Origin of the sequence: Oligoflexus sp. (assembly GCF_035712445.1) — a bacterium.
In the GTDB taxonomy this organism is placed as follows: Bacteria; Bdellovibrionota_B; Oligoflexia; order Oligoflexales; family Oligoflexaceae; genus Oligoflexus.
This window is the reverse complement of sequence record NZ_DASTAT010000002.1, coordinates 1-13,898: the sequence shown is the minus strand read 5'-3', so window position 1 is coordinate 13,898 and position 13,898 is coordinate 1. Positions and strand designations below refer to the sequence as shown.

Below are 13,898 nucleotides of genomic sequence, written 5' to 3'. Positions count from 1 at the left end.
GATCCCGTTTGTATATTATCCACGAGAGGAAGAGCATCGGAAAGTGAGTATGTGACAATTTGGCATGGAAAGTGGGGGGGAGGCGCAACCCATGGGCTGCGCCGGGATTCATCAGATGAAGTAGCGGAATTTCGCCAGGATCAGGCCCAGGCCGGACTCGCTTTCCTTGATGGTGCTGGAGGCCCCGCCGGATTTCACATCGGCTTTGATATTGGACATGGTGTAGTCGATGCCGAAGACGTACTCAAAGTTCTTGGCCAGGGGAATCACGCCCAAAAGGTCAAGATAGAGGGAATAACCCGAGCCATCGGCTTCCTGCGTGGTGCCGCCGCTTGTGGATTTTTCGGAGCCCATCACAAGAGCCGGGTTGAAATCAAATTCGAAGGTGAGGCTGGGGGTCAGGAGGCGACTATAGAAATAGTAGCCGCCGATGCTGGTATCCGACGACTCGTCGCCGTCTTTGACGTTGTTCGAGTTATAGCTGAAGCTGATGCCGGCTTCCTGATTGCCGCCGAAACCCTTGCCGATAAGGAAAGACCCGCCTGTGGTCACAGGATAGGCATAGGCCGCATAGCCGTCCCAGAAAGCCGCGATTTCAATGCCGGCCGGGAAAGTCGTGAAACCCGAACTCTCTTCCTTGACGTTCGTGCCGGTTTGATCCGATTCCGTGGTCTTCATATCGTAACGCCAAACGCCATGGGACAGACGAATTTGGGCTGGTTCAGCCTCGGCCGCCATCAAACATGCTGTCGGCATTAAAGCGCCAAGACCTGCCACGAGGTTTCCGAGCAAACTCCGTTTCATAGAGAGATCCTTCCTGTAAAATAACTAGGGTTTCTCTCAGCTTAGATATTTTGGCACTAAGTCACAATCAAATTCTGGCAGATATTGCGTAACCATAAAGACGCTTTATCCTGATCCTGCCTTTCATGCCAGTACATATGAATCGCGGGCATGGAACAATCCAGAGGCAGAGGCACACAGGCCAGATCCTCGATGAGTCCGCTTTGCTGCACGAAACGTCCTGGAACGGTCAGAAGAAGATCGGTCGAGGCCGCAGTGCGCGCCGCCGCCCAAAGATGCTGACAGCGCATGGCGATGGTTCGAGGACATCCCCGCCGCTGCAGTTCAAAATCTTCCATCGAAAGACCTGCGCGGCGCGAAGACACCACAATGTGCCTTGCGCTCAGATAATCTTCCAAACCAAGGGGAGCCTGCAGCCGCGGATGATCGCGGCGTCCGACCACAACCCATTCATCTTCCATGAGCTTCTGCGACCTGAGCTGGGAGGACACCGGCAGCCTTACGTCAAAGGCGAGATCCAGCTGACCAGCGGCCAGCTCCTTTTCCAGGTCCTGACGTTTGATGCGAATGCTGCTGACATGAGCCAGCGGCGCTTCCTTCATAAAAACCTGCATGAGTTGCGGCAGAAAAAAAGCTTCCAAAGGGTCGCGTGTCGCAAGGACAAAATTCCTTTGCGTCTCCTTGGGATTAAATTCAGCCGCCGCGGCCGGCAGACCGCGATGGAGCTGCTCCAAAGCGCTTTGAATCTGAGGCCAAAGACTCCGGGCGACAGGCGTCGGTTCCATGCGGGGACCACGCCGGACGAAAAGCGGATCCTGATAAATTTCACGCAGACGCGAAAGGCTGTGGCTCACTGCCGGCTGACTTAGGCCCAGAAACTGTGCAGCACGCGTGATATGGGCTTCCTGATAGATGGCATGAAACACCACAAAAAGATTCAAGTCTATGGATTGCAATCGCATCCGCTCCTGTCCTTTCCAACTTTAAACCGTCGTGATTAATGCCCTCTTCTTCCCGACCAAGCGCAAAGTCCTTCGTATACGGGGCTTCACTGGTATTGTCTGAAATTCAAGCTTTTGTCCACAACGAGAGATTTTTTCTGTAACCTTGACAGGAGATAAGCGGAATCCTCGCTTATCCATCTCTTAATATTTGACAGTCGCTTAAACCCTTCAGTAAAGTGCGATTCAGCATTTCAGGATTTTGAACTGGCACAGCAGCTCGTAGGAGCGCGGCAAAGTTTCTTCGTATTCACGTTGGGGAAGTTTTTGCTGTTGATTCATCATCATGCTGTTCCTCTGCCCTTTTTTCAAAGGATTGGAAACCCATGCAAACGAATCGAGGTTCGGCGCGTCTCAGTCGATCTTTGTGTTTCAGCCTGCTCCTTGCTGCGGGACTGATCAGCTGCCAGAAACGTTCGTCATCCCCAAGGCCCACTGTGGAACAGGATCCGGGTGGACTGATTATTCCAACCCAACCTTTGCCGCCTTTGGATGCCGGTGATGGCGTGATCAAGTGGCCAAACGGGCAGATTTCCATTGCCATGAAAATCAAAAATCGAAATTACATCCAGGTCAATGGCCTGATCGCGCCCGTGACCTATGGGCAGTTTCTGGAACGCGGCAGTCCCATGCATGATGCGGAAGTCAAAGAGGCGATTCGTCAGAGCCTCGTCAGCTCCTTGAATAAACTTGAAGCGGACGTGCGCGAAGAATTCGTGCTGAAGGATATCGTTCCGGAAGCTGGCTATTATTCCATGTGGATTCCGTATAGCGAAAGCCTCTGGACTCGTCTGCAGGCGGTCAAGGAACTGCCTGTTCCCATGACTCTGGAAGCCGTTGCGACCGATCCGAATGAACTGCAACGCATCGCGAAGCAATCCGAGCAGATCAACCAGATGATCGTGGCGGGACAGGCCAAGGACAAGACGGATGGATTTTCCGGCCTTGTGCGTATTGGAGTCACCAACGAATGGCTGCAGGCTTTGGACCAGGAACTGGGTGAACGTGCGGATGGTTCCCTGGTGCGCGTGGGGATCACGGACACGGGTATCACCTATAATCATCCTTCCTTCCTGGATAAGGATGGCAAACCTCGTATCGTTTACATGAAGGACTTTACGCAGGAAGGAAAGGTCTATTTCCCAAGCACAGCACGATTCTCGGTACGTCTCGGGACAGCCGCGGATGCCACACGCATAGGCGCGCGGGAAGAGAATCTTCTGATCGCTGAAGATGTAGCCGCGCACATCAATGCTGTCGCGGCCACACCGGCAGCGGATGGGCTCAATCTGGTATCTTTGCCCAAAGGCGCGGCTATCGTGGTTCCTGCTGATGTGCGCCGTGCGGTTCAGGAAGGCGCCAGCATGCGACTGGCCTTCATGCCTGAAGTCGGTTTCGGCCCTTCCTTTGATTTGAATCGCAACCGCAAAAGCGATGACCTCTTCGGTCTGATTTTCGTCTCACCCCAAGGCAGCGTGGGTTGGGAGACGAGCAAGGTCTACATCGCTCTCGATCCGATCGGAACCCTGCCGAAAAATAATCAAATCCTGCTCAATGAAAGATTGGAACTCGGCAAGGCCATCCCGCTGCGGGATTTCAACAAGACCCGTGACGTGGCGCAGAGCTTTGCGGAAAAATTCGGACTCGCCTTTGAATCCATGAAATTGAAAAGCAACGACGGTCAGGATGTGGACACGATAGCCGTGAGCATCGTCGGCTACGATTCCGGTCTGCATGGTTCGCATGTCGCCGGCATCACAGCTGGTCGCAAAACGCTCCTGAATGACTCCGACCTTACACTCGCACGCGGCGTGGCTCCCAATGCGGAGATTCTTTCGGGTCGCGTCTGCGCCAACACCCGAGGCTGCTCGGCATCCTCGGCTATTATTGATCTGGCCCTCGAAGCCAAGGTCGATGTCATCAACATGTCCCTCGGTGGTCTGAGCAATGTCAACGATGGCTATGATACCCAATCGCTTCTGATCGATCGCCTGAGTCAGATCAGCAACACGCAGTTCGTAATTTCAGCTGGCAACTCAGGCCCCGGTCTGCAGACAATCGGCTCGCCGTCCACGGCCCGTCATGCGATCAGCGTGGCCGCCAGTGCTTCGACCGATATCATGGGCCGCCAGAGTCAGATTGCGATTCCAACGGCAGATGGCAAAGATGAAGATTTCGTGATGGGCTTCAGCAGCCGTGGGCCACTCGGCAACGGTGGTTTCAAACCGAACGTTACGGCGCCCGGTACTCAGCTGTCCGCTGTGTCTTTGAATAAGGCCGGTCGAGCCGGAACTGACATCATGCAGGGCACCTCGATGTCCGCTCCAACCGTGACGGGTGCCTACGCGCTGCTTTTGGATGCTGCCCGCCGCTACAACAGGAAACATCCCGAGGCCCCTCTGCCCACCGATAACGTGAGCCTGCGCAAGGTGCTGATCGGTTCCGCCCAGCCTTTCGATGCGAAGATTTTCGATCCTGAGACGCAAAAAGCAAGTGAAGGCCAATACACCTGGATCGATCAGGGAACGGGTATCATCAATCTGCCTGCAGCCTGGACGGCACTGAAAAAACTCGCCACGCTGCGCATTCCCACCGGCATCAATATGGGCGGCAAGGATATCGAGCCCGTCTATGAAGTGCGGACTCTCATGACCAACCGCTACGGCAAGGTCTATGATGGCAAACCTGTGGAAGGCAATCCCGTGACACCTTACGGGGCTGGTCTTTGGATTGATGCGCGTTCGCAACGGGTTCTCTATTCGGTCGGCATCGCCCGTCGTCTGCCGCTGCTGGCTGATGGCGCGATGACCGCTGAGCAGCAGGGCGATGCTTATGCAAAACTCGTATCAAGTGGAGAATTTTTCAAACTCCATACCGAAATTCACGGCTCGTCGATTGAATGGCTGAAGGTCAATACTCTGGCCGCAGCGAATCCAGACGACAGCAACCGCTGCGATGCGACGTCGGGAAGTTCGCGTCTTACCCTGGTCGGCCAGGGGGCGCTGGATGCCGCCAGCGTCGGTGGAACCCAGGAAAGCGTGATCTATGTTTGCATCGATCGTGAAAAACTCGCGCGTCTGCCCAAGGGTGATCATGGTGCTTTGATTCGCGCCTATCGTCAGTCGGCCGATGGCAGCATGCAGGAAAATGTCCCGGCCTTCATCATCCCTGTTTACCTGTCTGTTCCGCATGAAACCCTGACTGCGGGCAAGGCCTATTCGGTGAATCAGGATAAGGTCAAGGCCCTGGGCCTCAGTCGCAACTATGTCGAGGTTCCTGCCGATATCAGTTCGCTGCGGGTCACCCTGAGCGTGAACAAGGCCGCTCAGGATCCTTTCGGGCAAGCGCAGAATTGCTCCGGCGTTTATCTGAACGTCTTTGCCGCGGATAATACGCTGCAGCCCGAGGAACTCTCCAATGCCATTGCCTATAACTGCACAGGACCCGGTTATACCGTAGGCCCCGATGATGAACTTCGTTCGCGTTTTGTGGGTGAAGTGGTCGCGCCGAAACCCGGCATCTGGGATATGCATGTCGAGGGTCTTTCACGTTACCCCTTGAGCAGCTATCAGCTGCGCGTGGATTATGTGAAGGCTGCGGCGCAGCAGAAGGAAGTGAAAGGCGGACTAGAGGCGCTGAATGGTTCTTTGAATATCGAAATCAAGGAAGGCTCAGTTCCAGCCAACGTGAACCCTGCGCGCTCTTCCTACATTCTGAATCAGGCGATTCAGACTCTGGATGCCAAGGTTAAAAATGCCGAGCAGGTGGAAGTTCCGAATCGCGCCGGTATTCTTCTCCGCAGCTATCCCGCATCGGTGACCAGCGTCACCGTCACCACCGGCGGAGCGGTCGGCAATGACCTGGACCTTGAAATCCAGGAATGCATCGCAGCCGGAACGGAATGCAAAGCCGTCGCCAACAGCGGTGGCCCAGCCGATGATGAAACGGCGACCTTCACACCCAAAGTCGGCCGCAGCTATAAATTCGTGGTGGATGGCTATAAGGTCCCAGCCGGTGAGGTGACGTTCCAGCTGAGTGAAACCATCAGTTTTGCTCAGGGTGCGGTGGGAACTCTGACTGCCAGTCAACTGGGTTCGGATCGCTTCTGGAATGTGGTCTATAGCCTGAACAAAAACGATCCCTTCTTTCAAACGGACATCTTCCTGAAGGATCCCTCCTACGAAGTTCGCGGCAGCATTCGCGTATCATCCAATGATCTGACTCTGGCTGTGGTGCCGGTGCAGGTGCGACTGCGCTAAGCCTCACGCGTTAGAGCTTATGGCTGGGGCGGGGTTTTCCTCGCCCCCTTTTTTATGCAGGTCGCGTTATAATCCCGATCAATGAAGTCCCATGAAGAGTATTTATTTGCCTTCAGAGCCATGAGAGCCTAGGCTGATGCATTCTTTCGAGCCGAGGATCAACTATGGATTTTTCCCTATCAGAGCGTGCGCAGACGCTCAGCCAAAAAATACGAGCTTTTCTCGATCAACATGTGTTACCCCAGGAAGCCCTTTATTTTCAGCAGTTGGGAGCTGACGGCCCGCACTGGCGCGAGTGGAAAGTTCCAGCCATCATGGAAACATGGAAGGCCGCCGCACGCGAACAGGGTCTCTGGAATCTCTTCCTGCCGCCGCATGGCACAGCAGGGCTCTCCAATTGCGACTATGCTCCCCTTGCGGAGATCATGGGGCATTCGCCGATCGCCCCCGAGATTTTCAATTGCAATGCCCCTGATACGGGTAATATGGAAGTCCTTCATAAATATGGCAGCGAGGAGCAGAAGGAACGCTGGTTGAAGCCGCTGCTTGACGGTCGCATTCGATCGGTATTTTTCATGACAGAACCCGAGGTCGCTTCCTCCGATGCCACCAACATGCAGGCGACCTGCCGTGTGGAAGGCTCGGAAATCGTCCTGAACGGGCGCAAATGGTGGAGTTCGGGCGTGGGTCATCCGGCCTGCAAGGTCGGTATTTTCATGGGCGTGTCCGATCCGAATGCGCCCCGGCATCAGCGACATTCCATGGTGCTGGTTCCTTTGGATGCACCCGGCGTAAAAATCGAGCGCATGCTGCCCGTTTTTCACAGCTACGATGCTCCCTATGGTCATGGCGAGGTTTCGTTCCATAATGTTCGCTTGCCATTAAATGCCTTGATCGCAGGACCCGGCCGCGGCTTTGAAATCGCTCAGGGACGCCTGGGACCCGGCCGCATTCATCACTGTATGCGGGCCATCGGCGCGGCCGAGCGGGCTCTGAAACTTCTTTGCCAGCGCGCGAGCCAGCGTGTGGCCTTCGGCAAGCCTCTGGTTGAACTCGGCGGCAATCGCGACATCATCGCCGAGGCGCGCATGCGTATTGATATGGCTCGTCTTTTGACGCTGAAAGCCGCGTGGTTGATCGATAAGGTGGGTGTCCACAACGCTATGAGCGAAATTTCCCAGATCAAGGTGGTCGCCCCAAATGTGGCCCAGGACGTCATCGACCAGGCCATTCAGATTCACGGCGGCGCAGGATTATCCGATGATTTCCCTCTCGCCGCGCTTTATGCCTATGCCCGGGTCCTCAGAATTGCCGACGGTCCGGATGAGGTGCATCGGAATTTGATTGCCAAATTGGAATGGAAACGCCAAGGCTTGGGTTAAAACTTTTGGAGAGGAATGTTATGAGCCAGGAATCAAGAAAACGAGTCGCGATCACCGGAGCGGCCAGCGGCCTGGGACGTTGCCTTGCCCTGCAGTATGCGCGGGAAGGTTGGAATGTGGCCCTGGCCGATATCAATGATCTGCGTGGCCAGGAAACCCAGAACGAGATCCTCGCCATGGGCGTGGATGCATTTTACACCCATGTTGATGTGCGTGAAGAAAATTCTCTGCTGAAATGGAAGGATGCCATCGTCCAACGCTGGTCGGGCCTGGATGTGGTCATCAATAATGCAGGTGTCGCCGTGCATGGCGGCATCGATGAAACGCCGGATGAAGATTGGGACTGGATCATCGACATCAACCTGATGGGCGTGGCCCGCGGCTGCCGTATTTTTACCAGCCTCTTCAAAGCCCAGGGTTATGGCCATGTGGTGAATGTCGCCTCCATTGCCGGGCTGATTCATTCTCCTGAAATGAATAGCTATAACGTAACGAAGGCCGGCGTGGTCGCGCTTTCAGAAACGATGAAGGCCGAGCTGGAGCCTTTTGGAATCAAGGTCAGCGTGGTCTGTCCAGGATTTTTCCCTACGAATCTGACCGAGAATACGCGCTCGCCCAATCCCAATATTAAAACAGTGATCAATAAACTCTTTCAGAAGTCCAAACTCAAGGCCGAGGACGTGGCCCGCATCGTCTTTGAAGGCGTGAAGGCAGGCCGCTTCTATATCCTGCCGCACAAGGATTTTGCCGCGATTTGGTATATGAAACGTTTCTCCCCTTCAGTTTATTTCTGGGCCATGTCGAAGATGGTGCGCAAGCGCCCGGAGTTCCGAAATAAGGCGAGGGCTGCTTCATGACCTTGATTGATCAGGCGGGTGCGCCGCGTCCCGGTGAAGAGTTGGATGCTGGAGCCGTGGAAGCGTTCATGAAAAAGCAGCTGCCGCAGCTGAGCGGGCGCTGTGAGATCACGCAGTTCCCAGGTGGCGCTTCGAATCTCACCTACCTCGTCCAGTTTGAAGAGCAGAGCTTTGTCCTGCGGCGGCCGCCTTTTGGGACCAAGGCAAAGTCCGCGCATGATATGGGTCGTGAATTCCGCGTCATGCAAAAGCTGAAGCCTGTTTACCCTTATGTGCCGAATATGATCGCCTACTGCGAAGATGAGAGCCTTTTGGGGGCTCCCTTCTATGTGATGGAACGCCTCGTTGGTTTTATTCCGCGCGCGGATTTACCGGCCGAACTCGGTTTCGGTCCCGAGCAGCATCGGGCGATCTGTCTTGAGTTCGTGGATAAGCTTGTGGAACTGCATCGGGTCGATTATCAAAAAGCCGGTCTTGCCGATCTTGGCAAGCCCGATGGTTACGTCACGCGTCAGGTCGAAGGCTGGTCCCAGCGATATCTGGCTGCCCGCACGGATAATGTGCCCGATTATGCGGTCGTGCGGCAGTGGCTTCACGATCACAAGCCGGAACAGATCCGCACCTGCGTGATTCACAACGATTATCGGTTCGATAATATCGTCTTCGATGCTGAAAAGCCCACGCGTGCCATCGGTGTTTTGGATTGGGAAATGGCCACGCTCGGTGATCCCCTGATGGACCTTGGCAATAGCCTCGCGTACTGGGTCGAGGCCAAGGACGATCCTTTCATGCAGAAAATGCGGCGGCAGCCGACTCATCTGCCGGGTATGCTGACCCGTGATGAGATGGTGCAGCTCTATCTGAAGAAGATGGATCTGCCCGAGGTGAATTTCACCTGGTATCGCGTTTATGGACTCTTTCGTCTGGCGGTGATTGCGCAGCAGATCTACTATCGCTTTCATGCCGGGCAAACCAAGGACCAGCGCTTTGCCCAGTTCCATCTGATGGTCGCGCATTTGGAAAAACTCTGCCTCGGCGCGATCAAGGGGTAAGCATGGGCTCTTTGTATCTTGTGCGTCACGGTCAGGCTTCCTTTGGTGAAGCCGACTACGATGCCTTGTCCAAGGTCGGTGAAGAGCAGTCCCGCGTCCTGGGGCAGACCCTGGCGCGGAGTGGTCTTCGTTTTGATCGCGTGCTGCAGGGGACGATGAAACGTCACAGCGAGACGGCAAGGTTATGCCTCGCAGAAATGCCCGAGGCCAAGGTCCCGGAGCTGGCGCCGTGGCTGAACGAATTTGATCATCAGGCTATCCTCTGTGGTCTGCATCCTGATTTTGCGGATCCTCATAACGTGAAGGCGTTTTTAAAAAAGCATCCGGAACCGGCCAAGGCCTTTCATAAGGAATTTGAAAAGGCCATGCAGCGGTGGATGCATGGGGGCTACGATGCTGAGTATCCCGAATCCTATTCGGGTTTCAAACAGCGCTGCCGTGACGGCGTCCAGGATCTTTTGAAAAGGAGCGGTGCGGACGAGAACATCCTTCTTTTTACCAGCGGCGGGCCGATCGCCTGCCTGATGCAGCTCGCTCTTGAGCTGTCCGATACGATGATGCTGAGGCTCAATGGAGCGATCGTCAATGCTTCGATCACGCGTCTGCCTTTCAAAGCCGATGTTTTATTTCTGAGCTTTTTCAACGATCACGCTCATTTTGGCAAAACCTCCTCGCCTCTTCTCACTTTCAGATAGGACAGGACCATGGATTTTAAAAAGCCCTTCGATCTTTCCGGAAAAATCGCCCTTGTCACAGGATCCAGTCGCGGGATCGGCGCCAGCATCGCGCGACTGCTTGCGGCCCAAGGCGCCCAGGTGATCGTGTCGAGCCGCAAACAGGACGCTTGCGAAGCGATCGTGGCTCAGATTCGAAGCGAAGGCGGCAAGGCTGAGGCCATCGCCTGTCACATCGGAGAGATGGAATCCATCGCCGCCCTTTTCTCGCAGATTCGCGAGCGGCATGGGCGTCTCGATATCCTTGTGAATAACGCGGCGGCCAATCCTTATTTCGGGCCGATACTCGATACGACTTTGGAGGCCTATCAAAAGACGGTGGACGTCAATATCCGGGGTTATTTCTTTGCTTCGGTGGAAGGCGGACGCCTGATGAAGGAGAAGGGTGGGGGCACGATCGTGAATGTGGCCTCGATCAACGCGGAAAATCCTGGGATGTACCAGGGGATTTATTCCGTGACCAAGGCTGCGATCGTGTCGATGACCAAGTCCTTTGCCAAGGAATGCGCGGCGTTCAATATCCGCGTGAACGCGCTGCTGCCTGGTGCGACCGATACGAAATTTGCTGCGACGCTCGTGAAGAATGAAAAGATTCTGAATCAGCTCATGCCGCATGTGCCCATGCAGCGGGTGGCTCAGCCTGATGAGATGGCGGGCGCTGTGCTTTATCTGGTTTCTCCTGCTGCCTCTTATACCACCGGCAGTTGCCTGACTGTGGATGGTGGGTTTTTGATTGGCTAGGTCTTCGCCGGAAGCGGGGTCTTCGCGGAAAGCGGGGTCTTCGCGAAGAAGCAAGTTCTTCGCAAAAAACGAAGTAATCGCTCACGATTATCTATTACACGAATGAATCAAGATTGTGTTAGCTTTCTGGGACAGGCTCGCCTCGCGAGCTGTCACCTGAGAGGTATAGATCTATGCTTTTAAAAAAAATGGGATTGATGATACGAGCCTTGCTCATTGTGTTCAGCTTCAGCCTTCTCTCCATGGGTGAAGACGCCGAAGCCCGCGCAGGCGGCAAACGTTCCTTCGGTCAACGTTCGCAGCCGACCGCGCAGCCGCGTTCGCCGAATCCTCCCCCGGCTCAGCAGCAGATGCAGCCGCCTTCCAATCGGGGCAGCTTCATGAAAGGTCTGGCTGGTGGTTTGGCCGGGGGTCTGATCGGCAGCATGCTGTTCAGCTCCATGGCGCAAGGCGCGGGGTTGGGTGGAGCCGGTGGCGGCATCGGTCTCTTTGATATCATCCTGATCGCTGGTCTTCTTTATCTGGCGTACCGCTTCTGGAAGAACCGCCAGAATCAAAATCGCCCGGCCTTTGCAGGCGGCGCCCCTTCGATGGGATACAGCCCGCCCATGGACGCGGCTTCGGCAACGATGGCTCGCAGTAGCGCAAACTACGGCAGCGGCTCCTCGGGTGCCGGTTACTTCGGTCAGGGATCCAGCGCGAGCCCTTACATGGCCTCAGGACCTCGCCTCGATCGCGAAACGGTGGAAGATATCTTCTTCCGTGTTCAAGGCGCCTGGACGCGTCGTGACCTGACCCCGGTTCAAGACTATGTGGAACGCGATGTGGCGCGCGTTTTGGATGCTGATCTTCAGGATCTGAAAGACCGCCGCGAGATCAATCGTCTGGAAAATATCTCGGTGCGAAACCTTGAGTTCAGCGAGCCCTGGTATGAAGGCGATCGGGAACTGGTTCGCGTTCGCTTTACCGCGAGTCTCCTTGACTACACCGTCGATGAAAGTACGGGTGCCCTGAAAAGCGGCAGCAATACCGAACCGGTGAAGTTTGATGAGTATTGGATTTTTGCGAAATCTCAGGGACGGAGCAGCTGGCAGCTTGCAGGGATCGAACAGATCTAAGCCTTCGTCCGGCGTTTGCTCTTGGATGAGAGGATCCGGGTCCTGGCCCGGATCCTGTTTTTTTTAGGGCAGCTTTTTGATCTTGGTCAGGCGGTTCTTTTTCTTTTCGATTACCTCGAAGGTTCCCGCATCGGTCCGAATCTTTTCCCCGAGGCCTGGCATATGGCCTAAAGCCGTCATCACATAACCGGCGATCGTCGTCGATTCCTCATCCTCCAGGTCCCAACCGAGCTGCTGATTCAGGTGCTGAAGCCGCGTATCGCCGCGCAGGATGATGGAGCCATCCGGCAAGGTCTCGATTTCCATGGTCGGATCTTCGTTATTATCCTGAACCTCACCAAACACAGTCTCGATGATATCTTCCAGCGTGATGATGCCGGCTGTGCCACCGTATTCATCAATCACTGCAGCGATCTGCGTTCTCTCATCCTGGAATTTTTCGACCAGAGCATCCAGGCGGTAAGATTCGGGAACGAAAATAAGAGGCTTCACCAGCTCGTCGATGCGCTGCGAGCTCGTCTTCTGACGTGAGAGCTGAAAGAGATCATGCGTGTAAAGAACACCGACCAGTTCATCCACCGATCCGCGGTAGACGGGCAGCCGCGTATAGGGCGAACGCGAGGCTTCATCCAAAAGGTTTTCCATCGTTTGATCCAGGTTCATCGCCTCCATGCGGGAACGTGGCGTCATCACCTCGGACACGGCTGTTTCGCTGAAATGAAAAGTCTTCTGCAGCATGCTGCGCTCAAAGGCATCAATGTGCCCCGCCGCATGGCTTTGCCTGATCAGAAGCTGCAGCTCGGCAGGGGAATGCACGGAACCATGCTCATGGCTCGTATGCAGGCCGATGGCGCGCAAAAGAAGATGACCGAGTCCGTTGAGGCTCCAGATCAGGGGCTTGAACACGAGAATGGCGAGGCGCATCGGACGTGCGAGCAAGAGCGAGGTCGGCTCCGGATAATTGAGCGCGATTGATTTGGGTACAAGCTCACCGAGGATAACATGCAGAAAGGTGATCAAGGTGAAGGAGATGGCAAAACCGATCGCATGCTGGGCCTTGTCGGAAAGATCAGGCGTGATCCACTGAAAGACAGGCGATAGGATTTTCATCACCGCCGGCTCACCGATCCAACCCAGGGCCAGACTCGCGATCGTGATGCCCACCTGGGTGCCGGCAATGTAACGGTCAAGGTCGGACAGAGCCTTCCGCACATATTTGGCGGCCCCGTGGCCCTCCTGAGCCAGCTGATCTATCCGGGTTTTGCGCACGGTGACCAGGGCGAATTCCGCGGCCACGAAAAAACCGTTGGCTGCGACCAGGATGAGGACGCCGAATAAACTCCACAAAATACTCATGATTTTACGATCCTTGCAGAAAAGATATCGGCGCTCACCCTAACAGAGGTGGCGGATAGCTGCAACGATCGAGCTGAAAATGAGAGGGAGGGGGAACAAAAAAGGCTTCGACCCGGACGTTCGGACCGGGCGAAGCCAGGAGATGACTTAAGGTTGCCGTAACATGGAGGCACGCAGCATCAGGCGGCGGTCTTTCAACACGTACTGGTTGATGACTTCGCCATCAGTCACGTTATAGCTTTTTCTTTCGCCGCTCTCGTTCGCGACATCGACCGTGGTCACAGGATCCACAGCAGGAGTCGTGCCCGCTTCAGCCTCGACGATGATTTCCAAAGGCAGGGGGGCCGTGCCTTTCATCAGGAACATCGAACCATTCAAGCCGATGGTTTCGGCCAGAAGTTTTGCGAGGCCTGCTCGACCAGGGGGTGTAGAGATGCCACCACCTGTTCCGGCGTGTGCCGTTAAGCTTATGAAGCAGGATAACAGCAAAACCTTTTTCATGCTCAGGCCTCCACTTTCTTATCAAGGATTGGTCCGACAAAGAGGGATGATGCGGTTACAATAGAACCTTTGAATTCTTGAGAATTTTCAATG

Annotated in this window: 11 protein-coding genes; 7 read left to right on the top strand and 4 right to left on the bottom strand. The window is 55.1% G+C overall.

Annotated elements, in window-relative coordinates; translation table 11 throughout:
• Positions 1 to 111 precede the first annotated feature (111 nt).
• Positions 112 to 804: a hypothetical protein gene (locus tag VFO10_RS00190; RefSeq protein ID WP_325136637.1), complete on the bottom strand. Its 693-nt coding sequence runs from the start codon at positions 802 to 804 to the stop codon at positions 112 to 114.
• Positions 805 to 860: 56 nt separating this feature from the next.
• Entirely contained in the window at positions 861 to 1,760 is a 900-nt protein-coding gene (locus VFO10_RS00185) for a LysR family transcriptional regulator (protein WP_325136636.1), read from the bottom strand.
• A 371-nt stretch (positions 1,761 to 2,131) separates the two neighbouring features.
• Here VFO10_RS00185 and VFO10_RS00180 point away from each other — a divergent pair, with 371 nt between their 5' ends.
• From VFO10_RS00180 to VFO10_RS00150, 7 genes are all read left to right on the top strand, one after another.
• On the top strand, positions 2,132 to 6,064 hold the full coding sequence (locus tag VFO10_RS00180) for a S8 family serine peptidase (protein WP_325136635.1): 3,933 nt from the start codon (positions 2,132 to 2,134) through the stop codon (positions 6,062 to 6,064).
• 164 nt (positions 6,065 to 6,228) lie between these two features.
• Positions 6,229 to 7,446 carry an acyl-CoA dehydrogenase family protein gene (locus VFO10_RS00175; protein WP_325136634.1) on the top strand — a complete coding sequence of 406 codons (1,218 nt, stop codon included), beginning with the start codon at positions 6,229 to 6,231 and terminating at the stop codon, positions 7,444 to 7,446.
• Positions 7,447 to 7,466: 20 nt separating this feature from the next.
• Positions 7,467 to 8,303 (top strand): SDR family oxidoreductase, encoded by an 837-nt coding sequence (locus VFO10_RS00170; RefSeq protein WP_325136633.1) that lies wholly within the window; start codon positions 7,467 to 7,469, stop codon positions 8,301 to 8,303.
• Positions 8,300 to 9,355 carry a phosphotransferase family protein gene (locus VFO10_RS00165; protein ID WP_325136632.1) on the top strand — a complete coding sequence of 352 codons (1,056 nt, stop codon included), beginning with the start codon at positions 8,300 to 8,302 and terminating at the stop codon, positions 9,353 to 9,355. Before VFO10_RS00170 ends, VFO10_RS00165 begins: the two co-directional genes overlap by 4 nt.
• Positions 9,356 to 9,357: 2 nt before the next feature.
• Entirely contained in the window at positions 9,358 to 10,050 is a 693-nt protein-coding gene (locus VFO10_RS00160; protein WP_325136631.1) for a histidine phosphatase family protein, read from the top strand.
• 9 nt (positions 10,051 to 10,059) lie between these two features.
• Complete coding sequence (locus VFO10_RS00155) at positions 10,060 to 10,830, top strand: SDR family oxidoreductase (protein ID WP_325136630.1); 771 nt, start codon at positions 10,060 to 10,062, stop codon at positions 10,828 to 10,830.
• A gap of 173 nt (positions 10,831 to 11,003) precedes the next feature.
• Positions 11,004 to 11,948 (top strand): Tim44 domain-containing protein, encoded by a 945-nt coding sequence (locus VFO10_RS00150; protein WP_325136629.1) that lies wholly within the window; start codon positions 11,004 to 11,006, stop codon positions 11,946 to 11,948.
• Between the two features lie 63 nt (positions 11,949 to 12,011).
• Here VFO10_RS00150 and VFO10_RS00145 read toward each other — a convergent pair whose 3' ends face one another.
• Together VFO10_RS00145 and VFO10_RS00140 are read right to left on the bottom strand one after the other, a co-directional pair.
• The gene (locus tag VFO10_RS00145) at positions 12,012 to 13,304 is read right to left on the bottom strand and encodes a hemolysin family protein (protein WP_325136628.1); all 1,293 of its coding nucleotides are present in this window, start codon (positions 13,302 to 13,304) and stop codon (positions 12,012 to 12,014) included.
• Between the two features lie 147 nt (positions 13,305 to 13,451).
• Positions 13,452 to 13,805, bottom strand: coding sequence for a hypothetical protein (locus VFO10_RS00140; RefSeq protein ID WP_325136627.1), 354 nt, complete (start codon positions 13,803 to 13,805; stop codon positions 13,452 to 13,454).
• Between the last annotated feature and the right edge of the window lie 93 nt (positions 13,806 to 13,898).

Bases quoted from the DNA above. Each gene is read 5' to 3' on its own strand.
- VFO10_RS00190 (WP_325136637.1), bottom strand. From the start codon at position 804: ATGAAACGGAGTTTGCTCGGAAACCTCGTGGCAGGTCTTGGCGCTTTA.
- VFO10_RS00145 (WP_325136628.1), bottom strand. From the start codon at position 13,304: ATGAGTATTTTGTGGAGTTTATTCGGCGTCCTCATCCTGGTCGCAGCC.
- VFO10_RS00170 (WP_325136633.1), top strand. From the start codon at position 7,467: ATGAGCCAGGAATCAAGAAAACGAGTCGCGATCACCGGAGCGGCCAGC.
- VFO10_RS00155 (WP_325136630.1), top strand. From the start codon at position 10,060: ATGGATTTTAAAAAGCCCTTCGATCTTTCCGGAAAAATCGCCCTTGTC.
- VFO10_RS00175 (WP_325136634.1), top strand. From the start codon at position 6,229: ATGGATTTTTCCCTATCAGAGCGTGCGCAGACGCTCAGCCAAAAAATA.
- VFO10_RS00160 (WP_325136631.1), top strand. From the start codon at position 9,358: ATGGGCTCTTTGTATCTTGTGCGTCACGGTCAGGCTTCCTTTGGTGAA.
- VFO10_RS00140 (WP_325136627.1), bottom strand. From the start codon at position 13,805: ATGAAAAAGGTTTTGCTGTTATCCTGCTTCATAAGCTTAACGGCACAC.
- VFO10_RS00150 (WP_325136629.1), top strand. From the start codon at position 11,004: ATGCTTTTAAAAAAAATGGGATTGATGATACGAGCCTTGCTCATTGTG.
- VFO10_RS00165 (WP_325136632.1), top strand. From the start codon at position 8,300: ATGACCTTGATTGATCAGGCGGGTGCGCCGCGTCCCGGTGAAGAGTTG.
- VFO10_RS00180 (WP_325136635.1), top strand. From the start codon at position 2,132: ATGCAAACGAATCGAGGTTCGGCGCGTCTCAGTCGATCTTTGTGTTTC.